We start from the raw sequence: 24433 nt of genomic DNA, 5'->3' as shown, positions 1-24433 counted from the left end.
GAAAAATCAGGCAGAAAGCTCGGACGTCTCATGGGTCTCACCAGCAACACGGTTCTCGCGGTGGCGGTCACGCTCGCCGTGCTGCTCTTCGCCGCCACGATCTGGCTGTGGCCGAAGCTGGCGCGCGGCGGCTGGCGCCAGGTCCTCGGGCGGATCGGCCTGCTGCTCGCCACCCAGGTGGCCCTGTTCGCCTCGGTCGGTCTCGCCGCCAACAATTCCTTCCTCTTCTACGGCTCCTGGGCGGACCTCTTCGGCCAGGAGCAGGACATGGGCGTGGTCGTCGACCACGCGGCCGGCTCCAAGGACATCAAGGTCGTCGGCACCCAGGCGCTGGACGTGCCGGGCGGCGGACGTCCCTCGGTCGGCGGACAGATACAGAAGATCGTCGTGGCGGGCGAGAAGTCGGGGATCGACTCCCCGGCGTACGTGTACCTCCCGCCCGAGTACTTCCAGGCGCGGTACGCCACCTCCACGTTCCCCGCCGCCGTGGTACTGACCGGCTACCCGGGCACGGCCGAGAACCTGCTGAAGGGCCTGAAGTACCCCAAGACGGCCTACCAGCAGGCCAAGGACAAGAAGATGCAGCCGATGATCCTGGTGATGCTGCGGCCCACGGTCGCGCCGCCCCGGGACACCGAGTGCGTCGACGTGCCCGGCGGGCCGCAGACGGAGACCTTCTTCGCCCAGGACCTGCCGAAGGCGGTCTCGGAGACGTACCGGGTCGGCACGAAGCCGCGGAACTGGGGCTTCATGGGCAACTCCACCGGCGGCTACTGCGCCCTGAAGATCGCGCTGCACCACCCGGACCGGTTCGCGGCGGGCGCGGGCTTCTCGGCGTACTACCAGGCGGCGGACGACGTGACGACCGGCGACCTGTTCCACGGCGACGACGCCGCGCGCAAGCGGGCCGACCTGCTGTGGAGCCTGGACCACCTGCCCCAGGGCCCGACGTCCTTCCTGGTGACCACGTCCCTGCACGGCGAGGGCAACCTCGCGGGCACCCGGGCCTTCGTCAAGAAGGTGAAGGACCCGGCGAAGGTCTCCTCGATCACACTGGACAGCGGCGGCCACAACTTCAACACGTGGAACCGCGAGATCCCGCCGGGCCTCGTCTGGATGAGCGGCCGGCTCAGCGCGAGCTGAGCGTGCGGCCGGGCCTCAGCGCGAGCTGAGCTCCGGCCGGGCCCGGCGCAGCGCCCGGTGCACCCCGTCCGTGGTGAGCGAGCCGAGCACCCGGTCCGGGTCGCCGGGGGCGTGCACCGCGATCCGGCCGGCGTCGTGCTGGAGGAGCAGCGCGAGCGCGTCCTTCAGGGAGGCGCCGAGGGGGAGGGCGGGGGACGGGTCCGCCGGGGATGTCGCGGCGTCCGCGGCTGCCTCGGCGGACCCGCCGGAGCCGCCCGCGCGGGGCGCCGTTTCCGTCGCCGCGTCCCCCGCGCGGGGCGCCGTTTCCAGGTCCGCCTCCGTCACCGGGGTGACCGCGAGGCGCTTCAGGCCGCGGTCCGCGCCGACGAAGTCGGCCACATAGGGGGTCGCCGGGGCGCCCAGCACCCGGGCCGGGGTGTCGAACTGCTCGATGCGCCCCTGCCCGTACACGGCGATCCGGTCGCCCAGCCGGACGGCCTCCTCCAGGTCGTGGGTGACCAGCAGCACCGTCTTGCGGACGGTCGCCTGGAGGTGCAGGAACTCGCTCTGGAGCCGCTCCCGCACCACCGGGTCCACCGCCCCGAACGGCTCGTCCATCAGGAGCACCGGCGGGTCCGCGGCGAGCGCGCGGGCCACCCCGACCCGCTGCCGCTGGCCGCCCGAGAGCTGCTCCGGATAGCGGTGGCCGAAGACCGCCGGGTCCAGGCCGACCAGGTCCAGCAGCTCGGCGGCCCGCTCGCGGGCCCGCGCCTTCTTCCAGCCGAGCAGCGCCGGCACGGTGGCCGTGTTGTCGAGGACCGTGCGGTGCGGGAAGAGCCCGACCTGCTGGATCACGTACCCGATGGTGCGGCGCAGCCGTACGGGGTCGACGGCGGACACGTCCTCGCCGCCCAGCAGGATCCGCCCCTCGGTCGGCTCGACGAGCCGGTTGACCATCTTCATCGTGGTCGTCTTGCCGCAGCCGGACGGGCCGACGAGGGTCACCAGCTCGCCCTCGGCGACCTCGAAGGAGAGGTCGTCGACGGCGGTGGTCCCGTCCGCGTACCGCTTGGTCACCTTCTCGAACCGGATCATGGTTCCCCATTCTGACCGTTCGCGGACCGGCTTGTGTGAAGGAAGTATTTCCACATTGTGGCGTTCCCCGGTGAGTGTCGGTGCCGGGGGTTAGGGTCGCCAGGCAGGTGACGGACGTGTGTTCGCGGACGTCCGGACAAGCTCGTGGCGAGGGGGGAGGGGCGCATGGCCGGGACGAACTGCCTGGTGACGAACGACTGGATCTGCGGCGAGTATCTGCGCACCCGTTCCCAGGAGCTCACCGACGCCACCGTCCAGCATGTGGGAATCACCGCGGTCTCCGTCCTCATCGGGATCGCCGTCGCCTTCCCGCTCGCGCTGCTCGTGCGCTCCCGCCCCCGGCTGTCCGGCGCCGTCCTCGGCCTCACCACGCTGCTCTACACGATCCCCTCGCTCGCGATGTTCTCGCTGCTGCTGCCCCTGCTCGGGCTGTCCTCGGCGCTGGTCGTCACGGGCCTGGTGCTCTACTCGCTGACCATCCTGGTCCGCGGCGTCCTGGCCGGCCTCGCCGCCGTCCCCGCCGAGACCAAGGAGGCCGCCCGGGGCATGGGCTACGGGCCGGGCCGGATGCTCTGGGAGGTCGAGCTGCCGCTCGCGCTGCCCGCCCTGATGGCCGGTGTCCGGATGGCGACGGTCTCCACGATCGCGCTCACCACGATCGGCTCCCTCGTCGGCCGCGGCGGCCTCGGCAACCTCATCGAGGACGCCCTGCCCACCTTCTTCAAGGCCCAGGTGCTCACCGCCTCCGTGCTGTGCGTGCTGCTCGCCGTCGTCGCCGACCTGCTGCTCCTCGGCCTCCAGCGGCTCCTCACGCCCTGGACCCGGGTCCGGGCCGGCCGGGCGGGGGGTGCCTGAGATGGGCGTCGTCACCGACACCTGGTCCTGGCTTACCACCGGGGCCAACTGGGCGGGCGAGAGCGGCGTCTGGCACCGCCTCACCGAGCACCTGTACGTGAGCGGGCTCGCCCTGCTCCTCGCCTGCGCCCTGGCGCTGCCCCTGGGCCTGTGGCTCGGGCACCTCGGCAAGGGCGGGGCGCTCGCCGTCAACCTCTCCAACGTGGGCCGGGCCGTCCCGGTCTTCGCCGTCCTCGCCCTCTTCATGGTCTCGCCGCTGCGCAACGCGGGGTACGTGCCGACGGTCGTCGCGCTCGTCCTCTTCGCGATCCCGCCGCTGCTCACCCACGCCTACGTGGGGGTGCGCGAGGTGGACCGCGCGGTGGTGGAGGCCGCGCGCGGGATGGGCATGTCGGGCGGGCAGCTCTTCCGCGGCGTGGAACTGCCGCTGGCCCGGCCGATGCTGATGGCCGGTCTGCGCTCGGCCGCCGTGCAGGTGGTCGCCACCGCGACCATCGCCGCCATGGTCGGCCAGGGCGGCCTCGGGCGGATCATCACCGCCGGATTCAACACGTACGACACCCCGCAGGTGGTCGCGGGCGCGGTGCTCGTGGCGCTGCTCGCCCTCCTCGTGGAGGCGCTGCTGGTGGCCGCGGACCGGCTGCTCGGACGCGGACTCCCGCGCTGACCGGAAAGCGGCACGGTGACGCAGTGACGCAACAAAGCAACGACGCAACGAAGCAACGACGTGAAGCTCTCGAAACGCTTGAGATGTGGGATGGGTGATCTTGTGAGCAGGACCTCGCGAATCGCGGGCGCGGTCGTGGGCATGGCGGCGCTGACGGTCTCGCTGGCCGCGTGCGGCGGCGACAGCCTGGAGAAGTCGAAGTCCGGCGGCGGCGCCTCCGCGGCCGACGGCGGGAGCAAGGGCTCCCTGGTCGTCGGCGCGGCGGCCTTCACCGAGTCGAAGGTGCTCGCCGAGCTCTACGCCCAGGCGCTGGACGCGGCCGGGTACGACGCGAGCGTCACCACGGTGAAGAACCGCGAGCTGTACGAGCCGTCCCTGGAGAAGGGCGAGATCGACGTCGTACCGGAATACGCGGCGACGCTCGCGGAATTCCTCAACGCCAAGGTGAACGGGCCGAAGGCGCCCGAGGAGAAGCCGGTCGCCTCCGGTGACCCGGTCGCCACCACCGAGGCGCTGAAGAAGCTCGCCGAGCCGCGCGGACTGAAGGTGCTCGCGGTCGGCGAGGCCGTCGACCAGAACGCCTTCGCGGTGAGCCGGGAATTCGCCGAGAAGAACAACCTGAAGACCCTTTCCGACCTCGGCCGCGCCAAGCTGAAGGTGAAGATCGCGGCCGGTGACGAATGCGAGGTGCGCCCCTTCTGCGCGCCCGGTCTGAAGAAGACGTACGGCATCGACGTCACCGGCGTGGACCCCAAGGGCGTCGGCACCCCGCAGGCCAAGCAGGCGGTCAAGGACGGCATCGACCAACTGGTCCTCACCACCACGACGGACGCGACCGTCGACTCCTTCGGCCTGGTCTTCCTGGAGGACGACAAGAAGCTCCAGAACGCGGACAACGTGCTGCCCGTGGTCAATGCGAAGGACGCCGGATCTCCGGAGATCGCCGCCGCGCTCGACAAGATCACCAAGGTTCTGACGACGGCGGATCTCGCCGAACTCAACCGCAAGGTCGACGCCGAGCGCGCGAAGCCGGAGGACGTGGCGAAGGAGTATCTGGAGTCGAAGGGGCTGCTCAAGAAGTAGGCGCGCCGAGAGGGGAATCGGAGTGATTCAGTCCGGAATCGCTCCGCCCCGGGCCTGGACGGCGAGAACTCGCCAAGAGATTGCCGGGGCGGGGCCCCATACGGCCCCTACGCACGGTAAATTTCAGGCCATGCCACGTGGACGCCACCGCCATTCCCCGCCCCTGCACAAGCTCCTGCCGCCCTCGGCGGTCGCCGGGGCGTCGGTCCTGTGCGCCGGGGGCGCCTGGCTGCTCGGCGACACGCTGGTGCTCAGACTGCTCGTCGCCGCCGCCGCGGCCGTCGCCGTCGGCGGCGCCGTCGTCATGCGCGGCTGGGACCACAGCGCCGGCCGCCAGGTCGCCGAGCTCAACCGGGCCCGCACGGCCGACCAGTGGAAGCACGACGAGCGCGTCGCCGAGCTGGAGTCCGACCTGGAGGAGTCCCGCGAGCTGCGCGCCCGCCTCGACGCGAAGCTGCGCGCCAAGCGGGTCGAGCTCGCCGGACTGCGCGGCGAGCACGCCGACCTGCTGCGCCGCTACGCGACCGCCGAGACCGAGCGCGCCAGCGCCCTCGAAGGCCGCCGCGTGCTCGCCCTGGAGGCCGCCGCCCCGGAGACCAAGGCCCTGCCCGCCGCCGGCACCGCCCTGACCGCCGAGACCTTCCGCAAGGCCGCGCAGGCGCTGCGGGACCTGGAGGCGCGGGGGGAGCACCGGGAGGCCGGTGGAGTCGGTGGGGTCGACGAGGCCGGTGAGGTCAACGAGGCCGCTGGGGCTGTTGAGGCCGGTGGGGCCGCTGGAGCTGTTGAGGCCAGTGCGGACGTTGAAGCCGTTGAAGCCGTTGAAGCCGTTGAAGCCGTTGAAGCCGGTGAAGCCGGTGAAGCCGGTGAAGCCGGTGGAGCCGTCGAGGCCGGTGAGGGTGCCGGTGAGGCCCCCGCCGACGGTGGCCTCGGCGACGAGCACACCAAGGCGCCCGCCATGCGGCACGTCCCGGCCGCCGCCGCGATCGTCCCGTACGCCGCCCGTCGGCCCGCCCCCCGTCCCGCGGGCGGCTTCGACTACTTCGGCACCCAGAAGACCGCCGCCGCGATCGAGGCCGTCCAGGACGCCGACCTCGCCGACGTCGTGGGCGAGGAGGTCCTCGCGGCCGTCACCCGCCCCGCCCCCGAGCAGCGCGCCGTCGGCCAGGTCATCGACCTCACCGCGCACGACGAGACCGAGCAGCTCGACGTCGCCGAGCTGCGCGGCGCGGTCAACTCGTAGCCCCTGCTCGCAGTCCCCTGCCCGTGGGCTCCCGCCCGGGACGCCGACCGCTACTTGTCGATGTCGCCGACGACGAAGAACAGCGATCCCAGGATCGCCACCATGTCGGCGACCAGCGTCCCGGGCAGCAGCTCCGTCAGCGCCTGGATGTTGTTGTACGACGCCGAGCGCAGCTTCAGCCGGTACGGGGTCTTCTCGCCCTTGGAGACCAGGTAGTAGCCGTTGATGCCCAGCGGGTTCTCCGTCCAGGCGTACGTGTGCCCCTCCGGCGCCTTGAGGACCTTCGGCAGCCGCTGGTTGATCGGCCCCCGCGGCAACTCCTCGATCCGGTCCAGGCACGCGTCGGCCAGCTCCAGCGCGTTGTGCGTCTGGTCCAGCAGGCACTCGAAGCGCGCCAGGCAGTCGCCCTCGGTCCTGGTCACCACCCGCAGCACGTCCTGGAGCTCCCCGTACGCCAGGTACGGCTCGTCCCGGCGCAGGTCGAAGTCGACGCCCGAGGCCCGCGCGATCGGCCCCGACACCCCGTACCCGTGCACCGCCTCCCGCGACAGGACCCCGACCCCGCGCGTCCGGCCCCGGAAGATCTCGTTGCCGAGCACCAGCCGGTCGTACACGTCCATCCGCGACCGCACGTCCGCGACCGCCTGCCGCGCCCGGCCCAGCCACCCGGCCGGCAGGTCCTCCTTGAGGCCGCCGACCCGGTTGAACATGTAGTGCATCCGGCCGCCGGAGACCTCCTCCATCACGGTCTGGAGCTCCTCGCGCTCCCGGAACGCGTGGAAGACGGGGGTGATGCCGCCCAGTTCCAGGGGGTACGAGCCGAGGAACATCAGGTGGTTCAGGACCCGGTTCAGCTCCGCCAGCAGGGTGCGCGTCCACACCGCCCGCTCCGGCACCTCCATGCCGAGCATCCGCTCCACCGCCATCACGACGCCCAGCTCGTTCGAGAACGCCGACAGCCAGTCGTGCCGGTTCGCCAGCATCACGATCTGGCGGTAGTCCCGCGCCTCGAACAGCTTCTCCGCGCCCCGGTGCATGTACCCGACCACCGGCTCCGCCTCGCGGATCACCTCGCCGTCGAGCACGAGCCGCAGCCGGAGCACCCCGTGCGTGGAGGGGTGCTGCGGGCCGATGTTCAGCACCATGTCGGTGCTCTCCGCCGCGCCGCCGATGCCGACCGTCGTCTCCGTCATGTGCATCAGTATCCCCCCGGGCCCCCGGCGTCCCGGACCCGCCGTACCAGCCACAGGAAGTCCCCCAGGCCCCCCGGCGCCAGCAGTTCCGCCGCCTCGCCCGCCGCCGCCAGCGCCCGGACGTAACCCGCCGGGTCGCTCGACGCCAGCGCCAGTGGCGGGCGGGTCCCGGTCAGGCCCAGGTCCCTCAGGGCCTCGCGCTGGGTGACGAGCTCCGCGCCCGTCGCCGCCGCGCACGCGTCCATCGCCACGTGCGCCGTCAGGTCCCGGCCGCCGTCCGGCACCGGCGGCACCTCCCGGCCCTCCCGGAAGCCCGTCAGCGTGCCGAACGGCGGCCTCGACGCGCGGACGTGCCCGTAGTCCGCCGCCACCGCCGTCCCCGCCGCCAGCGCCGCCACCGCGCCCGCCCACGCCTCGTCCCTCGGCCGCCCGATCTCCGCCCGCTCCCCGGGCTCCCGCAGCGGCCACCAGCGCTCCAGCCACTCCGCGTCCGGCCCGGTCACCGGGGCGCCGAGCCGCTCCGCCCCGTCCGCCCGCACCTCGACCCGGCGCGGCGTCCCGTCCTCGTCCGCCTCCGCCACGTCCACCGGCACGTTGTCCAGCCACTCGTTCGCGAACAGCAGGCCCCGCTCGCCCTCCGGCACCCGGTCCGTCCAGACGATCCCCGGATCCAGGCCCGGCGGGCGGGCCGCCCGCTCCACCCCGTACGCGCGCACCCGCAGGCCCGGCGGCAGCGCCGCCAGCACCCCCGTCAGCAGCTCGCCCCGGCCCGCGCCCACGTCCACCAGCGCCAGCTCGTCCGTGGCCAGCTCCTCCGCCGTGCGGACCAGCAGCCGGGCCACCGCCCCCGCGAAGAGCGGCGAGGCGTGCACCGAGGTGCGGAAGTGCCCCGCCGGGCCCTCCGGCCGCAGGAAGAAGCCCCCGGGGCCGTACAGCGCCTTCTCCGTGGCCTCACGCCAGCCCTGCCACTCCCGCCACTGACACGTCTCATCCGTCACGCGCCCCAGTCTCCACCTTGGGGAGTACGGGCCTCACGGGAAGGATCGCCCCCACGGTTGACCCCTGCACCTATCCCCTTTCCCTACGCTGGGTCACGTGCAGCGCCTCTACGACTTCATCCGCAGACACCCGACCGGCGTCGACACCTTCTGGGCCGTCGTCCTGTTCGGGTTCTCCCTGCTGTGGATCGCCGGGGGCGCCCCGGCCGGCACCGCCGTCGCCGGATACGCCGGGATCGCCGCGCTCTACTCGCTCGTCATCGCCCTGCGGCGGCGCCTGCCCGAGAAGATGCTGGTCCTCACGGTCCTCCTCGGGCTCGTCCAGCTCGCCTTCGGCGTCGTCCCGTTCATGGCCGACTTCGCCATGCTCGTGATCATCTACACCGTCGCCGCGCACGACGGGCCCCGCTGGGCCTCCCGGCTCGCCCTCGTCGGCGGGCTCTGCGCCGCCACCCTCTCCCAGCTGCGCTGGCCCCTGGAGGACTCCCGCTCCTCCGCCGCCAGCGTCTTCTTCACCGTCATCATGACCGTGCCCTTCGCCCTCGCCTGGGTGCTCGGCGACTCCCTGCGCACCCGCCGCGCCTACTTCGCGCAGCTGGAGGAACGTGCCTCCCGCCTGGAGAAGGAGCGCGAGGCCCAGGCCAAGGTCGCCGTCGCCGCCGAGCGCGCCCGGATCGCCCGCGAGCTGCACGACGTCGTCGCCCACAACGTCTCCGTCATGGTCGTCCAGGCCGATGGCGCCGCCTACGTCATGGACTCCTCGCCCGAGACCGCCAAGCAGGCCCTGGAGACCATCGCCGGCACCGGCCGCCAGGCCCTCGCCGAGATGCGCCGGCTGCTCGGCATCCTGCGCACCGGCGAGCACCAGGAGGCCGGCGAGTACGTCCCCCAGCCCGACGTCCAGCAGATCGAGGACCTCGTCGAGCAGGTCCGCGGCGCCGGGCTCGCCGTCGACTTCAAGATCGAGGGCACCCCGCGCCCGCTGCCCAGCGGCGTCGAGCTCACCGCGTACCGGATCGTCCAGGAAGCCCTCACCAACAGCCGCAAGCACGGCGGCCCCGACGTCGGCGCCAGCGTCCGTCTGGTCTACTTCGACGACGGGCTCGGGCTGCTCGTCGAGGACGACGGGCGCGGCGCGCCGCAGGAGATGTACGAGGACGGCGGCGCCGACGGGCGCGGCCACGGCCTCATCGGCATGAGGGAGCGGGTCGGCATGGTCGGTGGCACCCTCGACGCGGGACCGCGGCCCGGCGGCGGGTTCCGCATCAGCGCCCTGCTTCCGCTCAAGTCCGCCCACTGACCGAACACCGAAGGAACACCATGTCCATCCGCGTGATGCTCGTCGACGACCAGGTGCTGCTGCGCACCGGCTTCCGCATGGTGCTCGCCGCCCAGCCCGACATGGAGGTCGTCGCCGAGGCGGGCGACGGCGTCGAGGCCCTCGAGGTGCTGCGCGGGACCGACGTCGACGTGGTGCTCATGGATGTGCGGATGCCCAAGCTCGACGGGGTCGAGACCACGCGGCGGATCTGTTCCCAGGACGGGGCGCCCAAGGTTCTGATCCTTACTACTTTCGATCTTGATGAGTACGCGTTCTCCGGGCTCAAGGCCGGGGCCAGCGGGTTCATGCTGAAGGACGTGCCGCCCGGCGAGCTCCTCGCCGCCATCCGCTCCGTCCACAGCGGCGATGCCGTCGTCGCGCCCTCCACCACCCGGCGGCTCCTCGACCGCTTCTCGCCCATGCTGCCCTCCACCGGGGCCGAGAGCCGCTCCGCCGACAACGGGCTCGACCGGCTCACCGACCGCGAGCGCGAGGTCATGCTCCTCGTCGCCCAGGGGCTCTCCAACGGGGAGATCGCCGCCCGTCTCGTGCTCTCCGAGGCCACCGTCAAGACGCATGTGGGGCGCATCCTCACCAAGCTCGATCTGCGCGACCGGGTGCAGGTCGTCGTGCTCGCCTATGAGACCGGGCTGGTGCGGGCCGGGGGTGGGGGGCTCTAGGGGGGCCTCTCCTGGCGGGCGCCGGGCCTTCTTTTTGCTGCGCTAGCGCAGGATCGACTCCAGGAAGTCGCTGCCCAGTCTCGCCACCACGGGGAAGTCCAGCTGGTGCAGGACGTAGCGGCCCCTGCGCTGCGTCGTCAGAAGGCCCGCCTTCTTGAGGATCGTGAGGTGCCGGGAGACCTCCGGGGGCGTGATGCCGTACGCGTCCGCCAGTTCGGACGTCGAGTACGCGCCTCGTGCCAGGTTGCGGCACAGGCGCATTCTCATGGGGTGCGCTATCGCCTCCAGGCGCGCCTTCACCATGTCCACCGGCTCCACGCCGCCCACCTCGCGGGTCGCCGCCGGATACTGGATCACCGGCTGCCAGCCCGGCGCGCTCGTCGCGAACAGGTGGGGCCAGCCGAAGGCCGTCGGCACCAGCGTCACCGCCGTCCCTTGGGCCTCCGTCCGGCCGTGCACCAGCTTGTCCACGACGATCCTGCTGGTGCCGTGCGGGCCCTCCTCCAGGCTGAGCGCCCCGGACGCCGCCGTCAGCGCCTCCGCCAGGCCCTTGCGGCGCAGCAGCTCCGTCTTGTGGCGGGCGTCCGCCGCGAGCTGGACGCGGACCCGGCGCCAGGTGTCCGCGAAGAACGCGTCGTCGCAGTCCTCCAGGAGGCGGCGGATCCACGCCCGGGTCGCCGTCGGCTCGGCCAGCATCCGCTCCACGAACGCCGCCTGCCGCGGGCCCCGCGCGGCGGCCAGGTCCAGGGCGCGGCGGCGGCTCCGCTCGTCCACCAGCGGGGACGGGATGCCCTCCGAGTAGCGGGTGCTGCACGAGATCTCCAGGGCCGCGCCCACGAACTTCTCGTCGTCCAGGCGGTCCAGGTCGTCCAGCTCCTCCGCCAGCGTCTCGCGCGGCTCGGCGGGCAGCAGGAAGTCCGAGCGGGTGGACCGCCACATGAAGTCGGCCTCGTGCAGCCGGTCCGCCAGCTCGGGCTTCAGGGCGGCGGAGGTCGCCGTCGTCCACGCGTGCAGCCTGGCGTGGTGCCCCGGCTCCGCCAGCGCGTGCAGGGCGTTGCCCAGCTCCGCCAGCGGCGAGGGGCAGAAGGAGATCCGCTCGTGCGGCAGTCCGGTGATGTCGATCGTCACGCTCACGCCCCTATGGTGCGGGGGCGGGGTGGGGTGCTGTCGCCTCATTTGACCAGGGGCGTCAATCGGTGGGTGGTGCGCGGGGGACGGGCAGGGGGCCGCGTTCCTGACTGCATGATTTACGGCGCGGAGCGGGGTCGAGTCCTGTGCGGGGCCTTGTTCCGCGCCACAAATCACGCTTGACGTCTGGAACGCGGCCCCCTGCCCGTCCCCCGCTCCCGTCCGTGCCTTCCCGTTACCGGGGCAGGTGGGACAGGAAGCGCCTGGCCGTTTCCTGTACCTCCTTTTCCGTCCAGGTCAGGCCCGGTGCGCTGATCGTCACCTCCGTCAGCGACATGCCCGGCGGGCCGCCCGCCGGGGCCGGGAACCAGCGGCGGAACAGGGCCGTGCCCTCCGTCGCCAGGGCCAGGGACGCCGTGTTGAGCTCCTCCGCGGGGTACGGGAGCCACACCTGGAACTGGTGGGTGTGCGGCTGCTCCGGGTGGACCCGGGACCAGGGGGTGCCCGCTTCGGCGAAGGTCTCGCGCAGGGTCTGCGCCACCATGCGGGCGTGGGCCACGTACGAGGGGAGGGCCGGCAGCTCCGTTTCCAGGCCCCGCAGGGCCGACAGGGCCGCCGGGTACTGCTGGAAGACGTTGCCGCCGTAGCGGTGGCGCCAGACCCTGGCCTCCGCGATCAGGTCCTCGGGGCCCGCCAGCGCCGCGCCCGACATGCCCCCCAGCGACTTGTAGAAGCTCACGTACACCGAGTCCGCCAAGGCCGCGATCTCGGGCAGCTCCTGGCCGAAATGCGTCGGCGTCTCCCACAGGCGCGCGCCGTCGAAGTGGATCACCGCGTCCCGCTCCCGGGCCGCCTCCACCACCTCGGTCAGCTCCTCCCAGCTCGGCAGCACGAAGCCCGCGTCCCGCAGCGGCAGCTCCAGCATCAGGGTGCCGAAGGGCTCCGGGTGGTCCCGTACCTCCTCCGCCGTGGGCAGCCGGGGGGACGTGGTGGGGTGGGTGGTGCGCAGGGCGCTGACCGCGGTGAACGCCCCTTCCTCGTGCACCTCGGGGTGGGCCAGGGGGTGGAGGGCCACCGTCGGGCTGCCGGTGCGGGCCGCCCAGCAGCGCAGCGCCACCTGCTGGGCCATCGTGCCGGTCGGGAAGAACGCCGCCGCCGGGAAGCCGAGCGTCCGGGCGACCCGCGTCTCCAGCTCGGTCACCACGCCGTCGCCGTAGACGTCCAGCGGGGCCTCCGCGTGCTCGGTGCGCGCCGCCCAGTCGGCCAGCTCGCGCAGGCTCGCGGCCACCGTGCCGTCCGTGGAGGCGTCCCACAGCCGGCGGGGGGCCTCGCGCAGGGCCTTGCGGAGGGCCGCCGTCACGTCCTCGGGCGATGCGTTCCCGGGGTTCTCTTCCGTTGTCTCTTCTGTCGCCTCTGCTGTCGTCATGCGCAGATCTTCACACTGGTGCCCACACCCTGTGGACAGCCACGGGGGTGCGCGAAACGCTGGCGTAGCATGACCAGAAATCGTCCGGTACCCGCCGAGGACTGGAACGGAAGGCCGACCCGATCGTGAACGCACCACCAGAGACCCGGCACCACGCCGACCGCGCGGAGGACCGGCCCGCCCGGCTCACCGTGGGAGTCGTCGGAGCGGGACGGGTGGGACCCGTCCTCGCCGCCGCGCTGCGGCTCGCCGGACACCGGCCCGTCGCCGTGTCCGCCGTCTCGGACTCCTCCCGGCGCCGCGCCGCGACCCTGCTGCCCGACGTGCCCGTGAAGGAGCCCGCCGAGGTCCTCGCCCTGTCCGACCTCGTGCTGCTCACCGTGCCCGACGACGCCCTGCCCGGGCTCGTCCAGGGGCTCGCCGAGACCGGGGCCGTGCGGCCGGGGCAGCTGATCGTGCACACCTCCGGGCGGTACGGGGTCCGGGTGCTGGACCCGGCGCGCCGGGCCGGTGCGCTGCCGCTCGCGCTGCACCCCGCCATGACCTTCACCGGCACCGCCGTGGACGTCCAGCGGCTGGCCGGCTGCTCCTTCGGCGTGACCGCCCCCGACGAGCTGCGGCTGGCCGCCGAGGCGCTGGTCATCGAGATGGGCGGCGAGCCCGAGTGGATCGCCGAGGAGAACCGGCCGCTGTACCACGCGGCCCTCGCCCTCGGCGCGAACCACCTGGTCACCCTCGTCGCCCAGGCCATGGAGCTGCTGAGCTCGGCCGGTGTCTCCGCGCCCGACCGGATGCTCGGGCCGCTGCTCGGCGCCGCCCTGGACAACGCGCTGCGGTCCGGCGACGCCGCCCTGACCGGGCCCGTCGCCCGGGGGGACGCCGGCACGGTCGCCGCGCACGTCGCCGAGCTCCACAAGCACGCGCCCGGCACCGTCGCTGGCTATCTGGCGATGGCCCGCGCGACCGCCGACCGGGCGCTCGCGCACGGACTGCTCAAGCCCGAGCTGGCCGAGGATCTGCTGGGCGTGCTCGCCGAGGGGGATGACCGACGATGAGCCTCTCTCCGGTGCGTACGGGGGCTGAGCTGCGGGCGCTGAAAGGCCCCGGGCGGCGGGCCGTCGTCATGACCATGGGGGCCCTGCACGAGGGGCACGCCACGCTGGTGCGGGCCGCGCGGGAGCGGGTCGGCGCCGACGGGACCGTGGTCGTGACCGTCTTCGTCAATCCGCTGCAGTTCGGCGCGGGCGAGGACCTCGACCGGTATCCGCGGACCCTGGACGCAGACCTCGCGCTCGCTCAGGCGGCCGGCGCCGACGTCTGCTTCGCCCCGGCGGTCGACGAGGTCTACCCGGGCGGCGAGCCGCAGGTGCGGATCACCGCCGGGCCCATGGGGGAGCGCCTCGAAGGCTCCTCCCGGCCCGGCCACTTCGACGGGATGCTCACCGTCGTCGCCAAGCTCCTCCACCTGACCGGCCCCGACCTGGCCTTCTTCGGGCAGAAGGACGCCCAGCAGCTGGCCCTGATCCGGCGCATGGTCCGGGACCTGAACTTCCCGGTCGAGATCGTCGGCGTGCCGACCGTCCGGGAGGCGGACGGCCTGGCCCTGTCCAGCCGTAACCGCTATCTGTCGGCCGAGGAGCGGCGTACGGCCCTGGCGCTGTCCCGCGCGCTGTTCGCCGCCCGGGACCGGCTGGCCGCCCAGGAGGCGCTGCGCGCCCGCGCGACGGCGCTGCCGGGCGCCCAGGGGCGGGGCGACGTCCGCGCGCAGGCGCTGTCGCGGCTCGGCGAGGCCCGTGCCGCGGCCGACGCGCACGCGGTCGCCCAGGCGGCCGAGGGCGGGGGCGCCGAGGCGGTGCGGGCCGCCGCCCGCGCGGTGCTGGACGAGGCCGCGCGCGCCGAGCCGCCGCTCACCCTGGACTACCTGGCCCTGGTCGACCCGGCCGACTTCACCGAGGTCGAGGACGGGCACGACGGGGACGCCGTCCTCGCCGTCGCCGCGCGCGTGGGCGGCACGCGGCTCATCGACAACATCCCCCTCACGTTCGGAGCCGTGAAGTGACCGGAATACGGCTGCAGGCGCCCGCCCCGGGCTGGTCCATCGACGCCGACGTCGTCGTGGTCGGCTCGGGTGTCGCCGGGCTGACCGCGGCGCTGCGCTGCACCGCCGCGGGGCTGCGCACGGTCGTGGTGACCAAGGCGCTGCTCGACGACGGTTCGACCCGCTGGGCGCAGGGCGGCATCGCCGCGGCGCTCGGCGAGGGCGACACCCCGGAGCAGCACCTGGACGACACGCTGGTGGCGGGTGCCGGGCTCTGTGACGAGCGGGCCGTGCGGGCCCTGGTCACGGAGGGGCCGGACGCGGTGCGCCGGCTGATCGCGACGGGCGCCGACTTCGACCGTACGGACGAGGGCGAGATCGCGCTGACCCGCGAGGGCGGTCACCACCGGCGCCGGATCGCGCACGCGGGCGGCGACGCGACGGGTGCGGAGATCTCCCGGGCGCTGGTCGAGGCGATCCGCGACCGGGGCGTGCGGACCATCGAGCACGCCCTCGTGCTGGACCTGCTGAAGGACGCCGAGGGGCGTACGGCGGGGGTCACCCTGCACGTGATGGGCGAGGGGCAGCACGACGGGGTCGGTGCCGTGCGGGCGCCCGCCGTGGTGCTGGCCACGGGCGGCATGGGGCAGGTGTTCTCGGCCACCACGAATCCGGCGGTCTCCACCGGTGACGGGGTCGCGCTGGCGCTGCGCGCGGGCGCGGAGATCTCGGACCTGGAGTTCGTGCAGTTCCACCCGACGGTGCTGTTCCTGGGCGTCGGCGCGGAGGGCCAGCAGCCGCTGGTCTCCGAGGCGGTGCGCGGGGAGGGCGCGCACCTCGTCGACGCGGACGGGGTGCGGTTCATGCTGGGGCAGCACGAGCTGGCCGAGCTGGCGCCCCGGGACATCGTCGCCAAGGCGATCACCCGCCGGATGCTGGAGCAGGGCACGGAGCACATGTACCTCGACGCCCGCCACTTCGGCGCCGAGATGTGGGAGACGCGCTTCCCGACGATCCTGGCCGCCTGCCGGGCGCACGGCATCGACCCGGTGACCGAGCCGGTCCCGGTGGCCCCGGCGGCCCACTACGCCTCCGGCGGGGTGCGGACCGACCTGTACGGCCGGACGACGGTGCCGGGCCTGTACGCGTGCGGCGAGGTCGCCTGCACGGGTGTGCACGGCGCCAACCGGCTCGCGTCGAACTCGCTCCTGGAGGGCCTGGTCTTCGCCGAGCGGATCGCCGAGGACATCACGGCGCACGGGCCGCACCGCGAGGGGCTGCCCGTCGTCGACGCGTCGGCCGGGGGCTCGACCGTGCTCGCCCTGATCGGGCCGGAGGTCCGCCGGGACGTGCAGCGGACGATGACCGAGGGCGCCGGTGTGCTGCGGTCCGCGGCGAGCCTGTCCGACGCGGCCGACGCGCTGGAGGCGCTGCGGCTGGATGCGGAGGGCGACCGCAAGGCGGCCGTGCCCGGCGTGGACGCCTGGGAGACCACGAACCTGCTGTGCGTCGCCCGGGTCCTGGTGGCCGCCGCGCAGGAGCGCGAGGAGACCCGTGGCTGCCATTGGCGCGAGGACCGTCCCGAGCGGGACGACGAGCGCTGGCGGCGGCACCTGGTCGTGCGCCTGACGTCCGACCGCCGGCTGGTGGTCCGGCGCACCGCCACCGCAGACTTTCCTCCCGTAAGCCCCGACGCATCCATGGAGCCGTAGCCGTGAGCACGCCCGAAGAAGCACGTCCGCAGCCCGTGGACGTTCCCCTGATCCAGATCAGCGCGCCCGCCGAGGGCGGCGGCTGCGGCGACGGCTGCGGCTGTGGCGGGGAGGAGGAGTTCGAGTGCGGGCTGGACCCGGCGCTCGCGCTGCTCCTCGCCGACGCGGGGCTCGACCCGGTGCAGGTCGAGGACATCGCGCACCTGACGATCGCCGAGGACCTCGACGGCGGCGTCGACGTGACGACCGTGGCGACGGTGCCCGAGGACGCCGTCGCGACCGCCGACTTCACCGCCCGTGAGGCTGGTGTGGTGGCGGGTCTGCGGGTCGCGGAGGCGGTCCTGTCGATCGTGTGCACCGACGAGTTCGAGGTCGAGCGGCACGTCGAGGACGGCGAGCGGGTCGAGGCCGGCCAGAAGCTGCTGAGCGTCACCGCCCGCACCCGTGACCTGCTGACCGGCGAGCGCGGCGCGCTGAACATCCTGTGCCGCCTGTCCGGCATCGCGACGGCCACCCGCGCCTGGGCGGACGCCCTGGAGGGCACCGGGGCGAAGGTCCGCGACACCCGCAAGACGACGCCGGGGCTGCGCGCCCTGGAGAAGTACGCGGTGCGCTGCGGCGGCGGCGTCAACCACCGGATGTCGCTGTCGGACGCGGCGCTGGTGAAGGACAACCACGTGGTGGCGGCCGGCGGCGTGACGGAGGCGTTCAAGGCGGTGCGGGAGCTGTTCCCGGACGTGCCGATCGAGGTCGAGGTGGACACGATGCACCAGGTCCGCGAGGTCCTGGACGCGGGTGCCGACCTGATCCTGCTGGACAACTTCACCCCGGGCGAGACCGAGGAGGCCGTGGCGCTGGTCGCCGGGCGGGCGGTCCTGGAGTCCTCGGGCCGGCTGACCCTGGAGAACGCGGCGGCGTACGCGGCGACCGGGGTGGACTACCTGGCGGTGGGCGGCCTCACGCACTCGTCGCCGATCCTCGACATCGGGCTCGATCTGCGTGAGGCGGCCGTCTGATGCTGCTCACGATCGACGTCGGCAACACCCAGACGGTCCTCGGCCTCTTCGACGGCGACGAGATCGTGGAGCACTGGCGCATCTCCACGGACCCGCGCCGCACCGCCGACGAGTGGGCGGTGCTGCTGCAGGGGCTGATGGGGATGCATCCGCTGCTCGGCGTCGAGCTGAGCGACGGCATCGAGGGGATCGCGATCTGCGCGACGGTCCCCTCGGTGCTGCACGAGCTGCGCGAGGTGACCCGCCGCTACTACGGGGACGTCCCCGCGGTCCTGGTGGAGCCCGGTGTGAAGACGGGTGTCCCGGTGCTCACGGACAACCCGAAGGAGGTCGGCGCCGACCGGGTGATCAACGCGGTCGCGGCGGTCGAGCTGTACGGCGGCCCGGCGATCGTCGTGGACTTCGGCACGGCGACGACGTACGACGCGGTGACCGCGCGCGGCGAGTACGCGGGCGGCGCCATCGCGCCGGGCATAGAGATCTCGGTGGAGGCGCTGGGCGTGAAGGGCGCCATGCTCCGCAAGATCGAGCTGGCCCGGCCGCGCAGCGTGATCGGGAAGAACACGGTCGAGGCCATGCAGTCCGGCATCGTCTTCGGGTACGCGGGCCAGGTGGACGGCGTGGTCGGGCGGATGCGGCGGGAGCTGGCCGGCCCGAACGGGGACCCGTCGAAGGTCACCGTGATCGCGACCGGCGGTCTGGCGCCGATGGTGCTGGCCGACTCGAAGGAGATCGCCGCGCACGAGCCGTGGCTGACTCTGATCGGTCTGCGGCTGGTGTACGAACGCAACGTCTCGCGCATGTGAGCGTCCCGGCGGGACCGACCCGCCGGGAAGATCGAAAAGCGACAGATTTGTCCGATTAGCGCGTATCGTCGGTCCATGCCCACGCCCTACGGATCCCGCGGCGGCATGGCGTTCAGCGCGGACGAGCTGCGTGTCCTGCGTCGCGCCCTCGCCACCGCGCTCAACCCCGCCCCCCTTCAGGACGACGACGTCCAGGACTGCCTGCGCCTGGCCGAGTCGGTGGACGAGACGGTGGCCGAGGCGGGCCGGCTGCGCGCCTTCCTCCTCGCCGACCTGGTCCGCTACCGCCAGGCCCTGCCCGGCTCCCTGACGGGCTACCTGGAGCTCCTCCAGGACGCCCTGGCGGCCGGCTACGACCCCGGCGCCGACGACCTCGCGGCCCTGCGGGCGCTGCGGCACCACCCCGTCGCCGGGGCGCTGCTCGCCCGCTGCCAGGTGCTGGCGGAACGATCCGTCCGCGCCCGGCTGGCCCGCGTGGCCCAGGCGGTGGCCCCGGCCCGCGCCGTCGCCGCCCCGCGCGCCCGGCTGCTGGCCCTGCCCGGCGGGCGCGCCGCCGCCGCGAGCGGCTCCGGCTCCGGGACGCCGGGCAAGCCGGCGCCCAAGCCGCCGGCGCCGGGCGAGCGCCCGGTGCCGAAGCCCTCCGAGGTCTTCCCGCCGCGCCGACGGCCGGTACCGCCGCCCCCGCCCGAGGAACGGGTGGCGGGCTAGTTAGTCTGGGTGCCATGGACTACGTATCCGCGCTCCTGCCCCCGGTCGTGATGGCCGTCTTCTTCATCGGTCTGGTCGTCACGATCGTGAAGAGCCAGGGCGGACCGAACAAGACCAAGGAAGACGCGATCGTGGACGCCGCCCTGGCCCGCGCCGAGTCCGCCAAGCAGCAGGGCGGCGCCGCCTCCTAGCGGCCCGCGCCCCCGAGGACGTACGACCGCCGTCAGGCCGTACGTCCTTTTTGCTCTCTTGCAGGGCGTTTTCTTAGTGAATGTGTGCCAATGGGGGATTATTCGGCGCCCGCGCACTAGGGTGACGCTGTGCCCCGCCAATTGGGAGAGCTGGAAGACGCCGTCATGACCCGCGTCTGGCAATGGAACCGCCCGGTGACCGTCCGGGAAGTCCTGGAGGATCTCCAGCAGGAACGGTCCATCGCCTACACCACCGTCATGACCGTATTGGACAATCTCCATCAGAAGGGCTGGGTCCGCAGGGAAGTCGAGGGCCGCGCCTATCGATATACGGCGGTCTCGACCCGGGCCGCCTACTCGGCCGCACTGATGAACGAAGCCTGGGCGCAGAGCGACAACCCCGCCGCCGCCCTGGTCGCCTTCTTCGGCATGATGTCGCCGGAACAGCGCGAGGCCCTGAACGCCGCCGTGCGTATCGTCCAGGGAGACACTCCCGAGCCGAACGCGGCACCCGAGCAGGGCGGCGCGGAACCGGGCGCCGCGGGGCGATAACGTCCCCCCATGCCTTCCGCCAATGCCGTCACCGTACGCCGGGCCCGCACCTCCGATGTCGCCGCCGTGCGCCGTCTCGTCGACCCCTTCGTGCGCCGCGGCATCCTGCTCGACAAAGCGACCGTGACGCTTTACGAGTCCATCCAGGAGTTCTGGGTCGCCGAACGCGACGAGGACGCGGCGGTCGTGGGCTGCGGCGCGCTCCACGTGATGTGGGAAGACCTCGCCGAAGTCCGCACTCTCGCCGTGGATCCCGACTTCAAGGGCGCCGGAGTGGGACATCAGGTGCTGGACAAGTTGCTGCACACCGCCCGATGGCTGGGGGTGCGCCGGGTTTTCTGCCTCACCTTCGAAGTCGACTTCTTCGCGAAGCACGGCTTCGTCGAGATCGGGGAGACTCCGGTCGACGGAGATGTCTACAGCGAGCTCCTGCGTTCCTATGACGAGGGCGTCGCCGAGTTCCTGGGTCTCGAACGAGTGAAGCCGAACACCTTGGGCAACAGCCGGATGCTTCTGCACCTGTGAGCCGCCGGCTAAGCCGGTGCCTATGTCCGAATCGCGCACGTTTCCCGCGTTCCCGGGGTTCTGAACCTCTCCCAGGGGTTTGTGTTTTTCCGGGAAAAGCGGTTTCCTTTCCGCGTACTGCATTTTCGATGAAAGGAAATCCGGTGGCACAGAAGGTTCAGGTCCTTCTTGTCGATGACCTCGACGGCGGCGAGGCGGACGAGACCGTGACGTTCGCGCTGGACGGCAAGTCCTACGAGATCGACCTCACCACCGCCAACGCGGACAAGCTCCGCGATCTGCTCGATCCGTACACGAAGAGCGGTCGCCGCACCGGTGGCCGCAGCGCCGGCGCCCGGGGCAAGAGCCGCGTCGTCGCCTCCGGCGGCAGCCCGGACACCGCGAAGATCCGCGCGTGGGCCAAGGAGAACGGCTACAACGTGAACGACCGCGGCCGGGTGCCCGCGGAGATCAAGGCGGCCTACGAGGACGCCAACCGCTGAGGCGCCGGCTGCCGAGTCGCCTGGTCCGCCCCCCGCGGGTGGCTCCGGGCGGTGCTCAGCAGCCGCACCCGGTGGCACTCCGCGGCGGCCGCGGCCACGAGCCGCGCCAGACAGGGGGCGCCGGCCCCCTCGCCGACGGCACGCCCCCGCACGGCGGGCCGCAGGGCCGGCAGTGAGGACTCCACCTCGCGTCCGGGCTCCGGGGGCCTCAGCCACACCGGGGCGCCGGGGCTGCCGGAACGGCTCCAGCCAGGAGGAACGGGCGCGGCCATCCGGCCGTCGGCGCCCAGTGCCGCGAGATCCAGCGTGATCCCGCCCCACTCCAGCCACTCCAGCAGTCCGGGCAGCTCCTCCGCGCTCCCCGCGGCCACCAGCAGCCGCATCCGCCGCCCCATCAGGGCGACCGGTCCGGTGTCCGCGCCCATCCGGCGCAGCACCCCGCGACCCGCGGCGGCGGGCATCTCCAGCACGTCGAAGCGCAGCCCCGTCACGAGCTGCACCGGGGGCCCGGCCACCGCCGCCCAGCCGAGCTCGTGCTCGTACCACCGCGCCGTACCGCCGTCGAACGGCGAGCGGGGGAGCGGGACGGTGAAGGGCATACCGGGGGAACGCCTTCGAGGGGTCCTTGGTTACGTGGCACGACGGCACCGGTGACCGGTGGTCCTTGATCCGGTGCGCGGAGTGTCCATGATGGGGGCGTACGGGTGCATTCGAGAGCGCAAGGGTGTTCGCCCGTAGCGGAGGGAACAGGGGTGCGCCGCATGGAGTGTCCGTCCTTACGGGTAAGACATTCCATGTGAGGAGGGGTGGCTCGCGGGCAGTGGCGTCTCACGTTCGCCATCGGCGTACTGGAGGCGCGGGTAACCACTTGGCCTGCGGGAACATCGTCTCGCACCATCGAGTTGGAGCATTTGTCGGCTGTTCGGCAGCAGGTCTCCCCAGAAGTAAGGGGGTGATCCGGACGGATGTCGGCAGTTGGAATGAGCGGTCCCCGCTTGCGGGACTAAGCTGCGGAAGGACAGGGAGGGGATCGACCCCTAACTGACTGACCGCTCTGAGGAGCGATTAACGATGTTCGAGAGGTTCACCGACCGCGCGCGGCGGGTTGTCGTCCTGGCTCAGGAAGAAGCCCGGATGCTCAACCACAACTACATCGGCACCGAGCACATCCTCCTGGGCCTTATCCACGAGGGTGAGGGTGTCGCCGCTAAGGCCCTGGAGAGCCTCGGGATTTCGCTCGAGGCGGTCCGCCAGCAGGTGGAGGAGATCATCGGCCAGGGCCAGCAGGCCCCGTCCGGTCACATCCCCTTCACCCCTCGTGCCAAGAAGGTCCTGGAGCTGTCGCTCCGCGAGGCCCTCCAGCTCGGCCACAACTACATCGGCACCGAGCACATCCTGCTCGGCCTGATCCGCGAGGGCGAGGGCGTCGCCGCCCAGGTCCTCGTGAAGCTGGGCGCCGATCTCAACCGGGTCCGGCAGCAGGTCATCCAGCTGCTCTCCGGCTACCAGGGCAAGGAAGCCGCCACCGCCGGCGGCCCTGCCGAGGGCACGCCCTCGACGTCCCTGGTCCTCGACCAGTTCGGCCGCAACCTCACCCAGGCGGCCCGCGAGTCCAAGCTCGACCCGGTCATCGGGCGCGAGAAGGAGATCGAGCGGGTCATGCAGGTGCTGTCCCGCCGCACCAAGAACAACCCGGTCCTCATCGGCGAGCCCGGCGTCGGCAAGACCGCCGTCGTCGAGGGCCTGGCGCAGGCCATCGTCAAGGGCGAGGTGCCCGAGACCCTCAAGGACAAGCACCTCTACACCCTGGACCTCGGCGCGCTGGTCGCCGGCTCCCGCTACCGCGGTGACTTCGAGGAGCGCCTGAAGAAGGTCCTCAAGGAGATCCGCACCCGCGGCGACATCATCCTGTTCATCGACGAGCTCCACACCCTCGTGGGTGCGGGCGCCGCCGAGGGCGCGATCGACGCCGCCAGCATCCTCAAGCCGATGCTGGCCCGCGGTGAGCTCCAGACCATCGGTGCCACCACGCTCGACGAGTACCGCAAGTACCTGGAGAAGGACGCCGCGCTGGAGCGCCGCTTCCAGCCGATCCAGGTCGCCGAGCCCTCGCTGCCGCACACCATCGAGATCCTCAAGGGTCTGCGCGACCGCTACGAGGCCCACCACCGCGTCTCCATCACGGACGAGGCGCTGGTCCAGGCCGCGACGCTGGCCGACCGCTACATCTCGGACCGCTTCCTCCCGGACAAGGCGATCGACCTGATCGACGAGGCCGGCTCCCGGATGCGCATCCGCCGGATGACCGCGCCGCCGGACCTCCGCGAGTTCGACGAGAAGATCGCCTCCGTCCGCCGGGACAAGGAGTCCGCGATCGACTCGCAGGACTTCGAGAAGGCCGCCTCCCTGCGCGACAAGGAGAAGCAGCTCCTCGCCGCGAAGACCAAGCGGGAGAAGGAGTGGAAGGCCGGCGACATGGACGTCGTCGCCGAGGTCGACGGCGAGCTCATCGCCGAGGTCCTCGCGACCGCCACCGGCATCCCGGTCTTCAAGCTGACCGAGGAGGAGTCGAGCCGCCTGCTGCGCATGGAGGACGAGCTCCACAAGCGCGTCATCGGCCAGAAGGACGCCGTCAAGGGCCTCTCGCGGGCCATCCGCCGTACGCGGGCCGGTCTGAAGGACCCGAAGCGCCCCGGTGGCTCGTTCATCTTCGCCGGCCCGTCCGGTGTCGGTAAGACCGAGCTGTCCAAGGCGCTCGCCGAATTCCTCTTCGGCGACGAGGACGCGATGATCTCCCTCGACATGTCGGAGTTCAGCGAGAAGCACACGGTTTCCCGGCTCTTCGGCTCGCCGCCCGGATACGTGGGCTACGAAGAGGGCGGCCAGCTCACCGAGAAGGTGCGCCGCAAGCCGTTCTCCGTGGTCCTCTTCGACGAGGTCGAGAAGGCCCACCCCGATATCTTCAATTCCCTTCTGCAGATCCTGGAGGACGGTCGCCTGACCGACTCCCAGGGCCGGGTCGTGGACTTCAAGAACACGGTCATCATCATGACGACCAACCTCGGGACCAGGGACATCTCGAAGGGCTTCAACCTGGGCTTCGCGGCCCAGGGCGACACGAAGTCCAACTACGAGCGGATGAAGGCGAAGGTCAGCGACGAGCTGAAGCAGCACTTCCGCCCGGAGTTCCTCAACCGTGTGGACGACATCATCGTCTTCCCGCAGCTGACCCAGGACGACATCCTCCAGATCGTCGACCTGATGATCAGCCGCGTGGACGAGCGCCTGAAGGACCGGGACATGGGCATCGAGCTCTCCCAGTCCGCGAAGGAGCTCCTCTCCAAGAAGGGCTACGACCCCGTGATGGGCGCCCGGCCGCTGCGCCGGACGATCCAGCGCGAGATCGAGGACACCCTGTCGGAGAAGATCCTCTTCGGCGAGCTGCGCCCCGGTCACATCGTGGTCGTGGACACGGAGGGAGAGGGCGACGAGCGCACCTTCACCTTCCGCGGCGAGGAGAAGTCGGCCCTGCCGGACGTGCCTCCGATCGAGGCGGCGGGCGGGGCGGGTCCGAACCTGTCCAAGGAAGCCTGAC

General features: G+C 72.3%; 24 protein-coding genes. 18 read left to right on the top strand and 6 right to left on the bottom strand.

All coding sequences use genetic code 11. The features are described 5' to 3' along the window. Nucleotides 1-30: 30 nt before the first annotated feature. Nucleotides 31-1143 carry an alpha/beta hydrolase-fold protein gene (locus AB0C99_RS04740; RefSeq protein ID WP_362469246.1) on the top strand — a complete coding sequence of 371 codons (1113 nt, stop codon included), beginning with the start codon at nt 31-33 and terminating at the stop codon, nt 1141-1143. A gap of 15 nt (nt 1144-1158) precedes the next feature. Here the strand turns inward: AB0C99_RS04740 and AB0C99_RS04735 are convergent, their stop codons facing one another. After that, the gene (locus AB0C99_RS04735) at nt 1159-2217 is read right to left on the bottom strand and encodes an ATP-binding cassette domain-containing protein (protein WP_362469243.1); all 1059 of its coding nucleotides are present in this window, start codon (nt 2215-2217) and stop codon (nt 1159-1161) included. A gap of 165 nt (nt 2218-2382) precedes the next feature. Here AB0C99_RS04735 and AB0C99_RS04730 point away from each other — a divergent pair, with 165 nt between their 5' ends. The 4 genes from AB0C99_RS04730 (at nt 2383) to AB0C99_RS04715 (ending at nt 6062) form a co-directional block, all read left to right on the top strand. Beyond that, the gene (locus AB0C99_RS04730) at nt 2383-3072 is read left to right on the top strand and encodes an ABC transporter permease (RefSeq protein WP_362469240.1); all 690 of its coding nucleotides are present in this window, start codon (nt 2383-2385) and stop codon (nt 3070-3072) included. A gap of 1 nt (nt 3073) precedes the next feature. Further along, a complete protein-coding gene (locus AB0C99_RS04725) occupies nt 3074-3739 on the top strand; it encodes an ABC transporter permease (protein ID WP_362469237.1) in 666 nt (221 codons plus the stop codon). A gap of 102 nt (nt 3740-3841) precedes the next feature. After that, complete coding sequence (locus AB0C99_RS04720) at nt 3842-4822, top strand: ABC transporter substrate-binding protein (protein WP_362469234.1); 981 nt, start codon at nt 3842-3844, stop codon at nt 4820-4822. Between the two features lie 130 nt (nt 4823-4952). Further along, nucleotides 4953-6062 (top strand): hypothetical protein, encoded by a 1110-nt coding sequence (locus tag AB0C99_RS04715; RefSeq protein WP_362469231.1) that lies wholly within the window; start codon nt 4953-4955, stop codon nt 6060-6062. Between the two features lie 50 nt (nt 6063-6112). Here the strand turns inward: AB0C99_RS04715 and AB0C99_RS04710 are convergent, their stop codons facing one another. Both AB0C99_RS04710 and AB0C99_RS04705 read right to left on the bottom strand, forming a co-directional pair. Beyond that, nucleotides 6113-7255: an NADH-quinone oxidoreductase subunit D gene (locus AB0C99_RS04710; protein WP_362469228.1), complete on the bottom strand. Its 1143-nt coding sequence runs from the start codon at nt 7253-7255 to the stop codon at nt 6113-6115. A gap of 5 nt (nt 7256-7260) precedes the next feature. After that, nucleotides 7261-8253 (bottom strand): SAM-dependent methyltransferase, encoded by a 993-nt coding sequence (locus tag AB0C99_RS04705; protein ID WP_362469225.1) that lies wholly within the window; start codon nt 8251-8253, stop codon nt 7261-7263. Nucleotides 8254-8350: 97 nt separating this feature from the next. On the opposite strand from AB0C99_RS04705, the gene AB0C99_RS04700 reads away from it, so the two are divergent. Both AB0C99_RS04700 and AB0C99_RS04695 read left to right on the top strand, forming a co-directional pair. Next, nucleotides 8351-9553: a sensor histidine kinase gene (locus AB0C99_RS04700; RefSeq protein ID WP_362469222.1), complete on the top strand. Its 1203-nt coding sequence runs from the start codon at nt 8351-8353 to the stop codon at nt 9551-9553. Nucleotides 9554-9573: 20 nt separating this feature from the next. Further along, the gene (locus tag AB0C99_RS04695; RefSeq protein WP_362469219.1) at nt 9574-10254 is read left to right on the top strand and encodes a response regulator transcription factor; all 681 of its coding nucleotides are present in this window, start codon (nt 9574-9576) and stop codon (nt 10252-10254) included. Between the two features lie 42 nt (nt 10255-10296). On the opposite strand, the gene AB0C99_RS04690 is transcribed toward AB0C99_RS04695, so the two are convergent. Next, complete coding sequence (locus AB0C99_RS04690; RefSeq protein ID WP_362469706.1) at nt 10297-11382, bottom strand: DUF5937 family protein; 1086 nt, start codon at nt 11380-11382, stop codon at nt 10297-10299. 235 nt (nt 11383-11617) lie between these two features. Further along, complete coding sequence (locus AB0C99_RS04685; protein WP_362469216.1) at nt 11618-12808, bottom strand: beta-eliminating lyase-related protein; 1191 nt, start codon at nt 12806-12808, stop codon at nt 11618-11620. 125 nt (nt 12809-12933) lie between these two features. Here AB0C99_RS04685 and AB0C99_RS04680 point away from each other — a divergent pair, with 125 nt between their 5' ends. The 10 genes from AB0C99_RS04680 to AB0C99_RS04635 all read left to right on the top strand — a co-directional run bounded on the left by AB0C99_RS04680 (nt 12934) and on the right by AB0C99_RS04635 (nt 20838). After that, nucleotides 12934-13863, top strand: a complete 930-nt coding sequence (locus AB0C99_RS04680; RefSeq protein WP_362469213.1) for a DUF2520 domain-containing protein — start codon at nt 12934-12936, stop codon at nt 13861-13863. Next, nucleotides 13860-14867 carry a pantoate--beta-alanine ligase gene (panC, locus tag AB0C99_RS04675; protein WP_362469210.1) on the top strand — a complete coding sequence of 336 codons (1008 nt, stop codon included), beginning with the start codon at nt 13860-13862 and terminating at the stop codon, nt 14865-14867. The genes AB0C99_RS04680 and panC overlap by 4 nt, the downstream gene beginning before the upstream one ends. Further along, nucleotides 14864-16558 carry an L-aspartate oxidase gene (locus AB0C99_RS04670; protein WP_362469207.1) on the top strand — a complete coding sequence of 565 codons (1695 nt, stop codon included), beginning with the start codon at nt 14864-14866 and terminating at the stop codon, nt 16556-16558. The genes panC and AB0C99_RS04670 overlap by 4 nt, the downstream gene beginning before the upstream one ends. 2 nt (nt 16559-16560) lie before the next feature. After that, nucleotides 16561-17574, top strand: a complete 1014-nt coding sequence (gene nadC, locus AB0C99_RS04665; RefSeq protein WP_362469204.1) for a carboxylating nicotinate-nucleotide diphosphorylase — start codon at nt 16561-16563, stop codon at nt 17572-17574. Continuing rightward, entirely contained in the window at nt 17574-18380 is an 807-nt protein-coding gene (locus AB0C99_RS04660; RefSeq protein WP_362469201.1) for a type III pantothenate kinase, read from the top strand. The genes nadC and AB0C99_RS04660 overlap by 1 nt, the downstream gene beginning before the upstream one ends. Nucleotides 18381-18485: 105 nt before the next feature. Then, nucleotides 18486-19088 carry a hypothetical protein gene (locus tag AB0C99_RS04655; protein ID WP_362469703.1) on the top strand — a complete coding sequence of 201 codons (603 nt, stop codon included), beginning with the start codon at nt 18486-18488 and terminating at the stop codon, nt 19086-19088. A 14-nt stretch (nt 19089-19102) separates the two neighbouring features. Then, complete coding sequence (locus AB0C99_RS04650; RefSeq protein WP_362469198.1) at nt 19103-19279, top strand: hypothetical protein; 177 nt, start codon at nt 19103-19105, stop codon at nt 19277-19279. 129 nt (nt 19280-19408) lie between these two features. Next, entirely contained in the window at nt 19409-19831 is a 423-nt protein-coding gene (locus tag AB0C99_RS04645) for a BlaI/MecI/CopY family transcriptional regulator (RefSeq protein WP_362469195.1), read from the top strand. 9 nt (nt 19832-19840) lie between these two features. Next, entirely contained in the window at nt 19841-20356 is a 516-nt protein-coding gene (locus tag AB0C99_RS04640; RefSeq protein ID WP_362469192.1) for an amino-acid N-acetyltransferase, read from the top strand. Nucleotides 20357-20499: 143 nt separating this feature from the next. Continuing rightward, on the top strand, nt 20500-20838 hold the full coding sequence (locus AB0C99_RS04635) for an Lsr2 family protein (RefSeq protein ID WP_362469190.1): 339 nt from the start codon (nt 20500-20502) through the stop codon (nt 20836-20838). Here the strand turns inward: AB0C99_RS04635 and AB0C99_RS04630 are convergent. After that, on the bottom strand, nt 20817-21437 hold the full coding sequence (locus AB0C99_RS04630; RefSeq protein WP_362469187.1) for an SCO3374 family protein: 621 nt from the start codon (nt 21435-21437) through the stop codon (nt 20817-20819). The genes AB0C99_RS04635 and AB0C99_RS04630 overlap by 22 nt on opposite strands. Nucleotides 21438-21909: 472 nt before the next feature. On the opposite strand from AB0C99_RS04630, the gene AB0C99_RS04625 reads away from it, so the two are divergent. Further along, the gene (locus tag AB0C99_RS04625; protein WP_362469184.1) at nt 21910-24432 is read left to right on the top strand and encodes an ATP-dependent Clp protease ATP-binding subunit; all 2523 of its coding nucleotides are present in this window, start codon (nt 21910-21912) and stop codon (nt 24430-24432) included. Nucleotide 24433: the final 1 nt, after the last annotated feature.

The sequence above is a fragment of the Streptomyces sp. NPDC048659 genome (assembly GCF_040650575.1).
GTDB lineage: Bacteria > Actinomycetota > Actinomycetes > Streptomycetales > Streptomycetaceae > Streptomyces.
This window is presented reverse-complemented; position numbering and strand designations above follow the sequence as displayed.

What these genes read in the sequence shown, in the direction of transcription:
- AB0C99_RS04740 (WP_362469246.1), top strand. Translation starts at nt 31, where the DNA reads ATGGGTCTCACCAGCAACACGGTTCTCGCGGTGGCGGTCACGCTCGCC.
- AB0C99_RS04735 (WP_362469243.1), bottom strand. Translation starts at nt 2,217, where the DNA reads ATGATCCGGTTCGAGAAGGTGACCAAGCGGTACGCGGACGGGACCACC.
- AB0C99_RS04730 (WP_362469240.1), top strand. Translation starts at nt 2,383, where the DNA reads ATGGCCGGGACGAACTGCCTGGTGACGAACGACTGGATCTGCGGCGAG.
- AB0C99_RS04725 (WP_362469237.1), top strand. Translation starts at nt 3,074, where the DNA reads ATGGGCGTCGTCACCGACACCTGGTCCTGGCTTACCACCGGGGCCAAC.
- AB0C99_RS04715 (WP_362469231.1), top strand. Translation starts at nt 4,953, where the DNA reads ATGCCACGTGGACGCCACCGCCATTCCCCGCCCCTGCACAAGCTCCTG.
- AB0C99_RS04710 (WP_362469228.1), bottom strand. Translation starts at nt 7,255, where the DNA reads ATGACGGAGACGACGGTCGGCATCGGCGGCGCGGCGGAGAGCACCGAC.
- AB0C99_RS04695 (WP_362469219.1), top strand. Translation starts at nt 9,574, where the DNA reads ATGTCCATCCGCGTGATGCTCGTCGACGACCAGGTGCTGCTGCGCACC.
- AB0C99_RS04685 (WP_362469216.1), bottom strand. Translation starts at nt 12,808, where the DNA reads ATGACGACAGCAGAGGCGACAGAAGAGACAACGGAAGAGAACCCCGGG.
- panC (WP_362469210.1), top strand. Translation starts at nt 13,860, where the DNA reads ATGAGCCTCTCTCCGGTGCGTACGGGGGCTGAGCTGCGGGCGCTGAAA.
- AB0C99_RS04660 (WP_362469201.1), top strand. Translation starts at nt 17,574, where the DNA reads ATGCTGCTCACGATCGACGTCGGCAACACCCAGACGGTCCTCGGCCTC.
- AB0C99_RS04655 (WP_362469703.1), top strand. Translation starts at nt 18,486, where the DNA reads ATGGCGTTCAGCGCGGACGAGCTGCGTGTCCTGCGTCGCGCCCTCGCC.
- AB0C99_RS04650 (WP_362469198.1), top strand. Translation starts at nt 19,103, where the DNA reads ATGGACTACGTATCCGCGCTCCTGCCCCCGGTCGTGATGGCCGTCTTC.
- AB0C99_RS04640 (WP_362469192.1), top strand. Translation starts at nt 19,841, where the DNA reads ATGCCTTCCGCCAATGCCGTCACCGTACGCCGGGCCCGCACCTCCGAT.
- AB0C99_RS04630 (WP_362469187.1), bottom strand. Translation starts at nt 21,437, where the DNA reads ATGCCCTTCACCGTCCCGCTCCCCCGCTCGCCGTTCGACGGCGGTACG.
- AB0C99_RS04625 (WP_362469184.1), top strand. Translation starts at nt 21,910, where the DNA reads ATGTTCGAGAGGTTCACCGACCGCGCGCGGCGGGTTGTCGTCCTGGCT.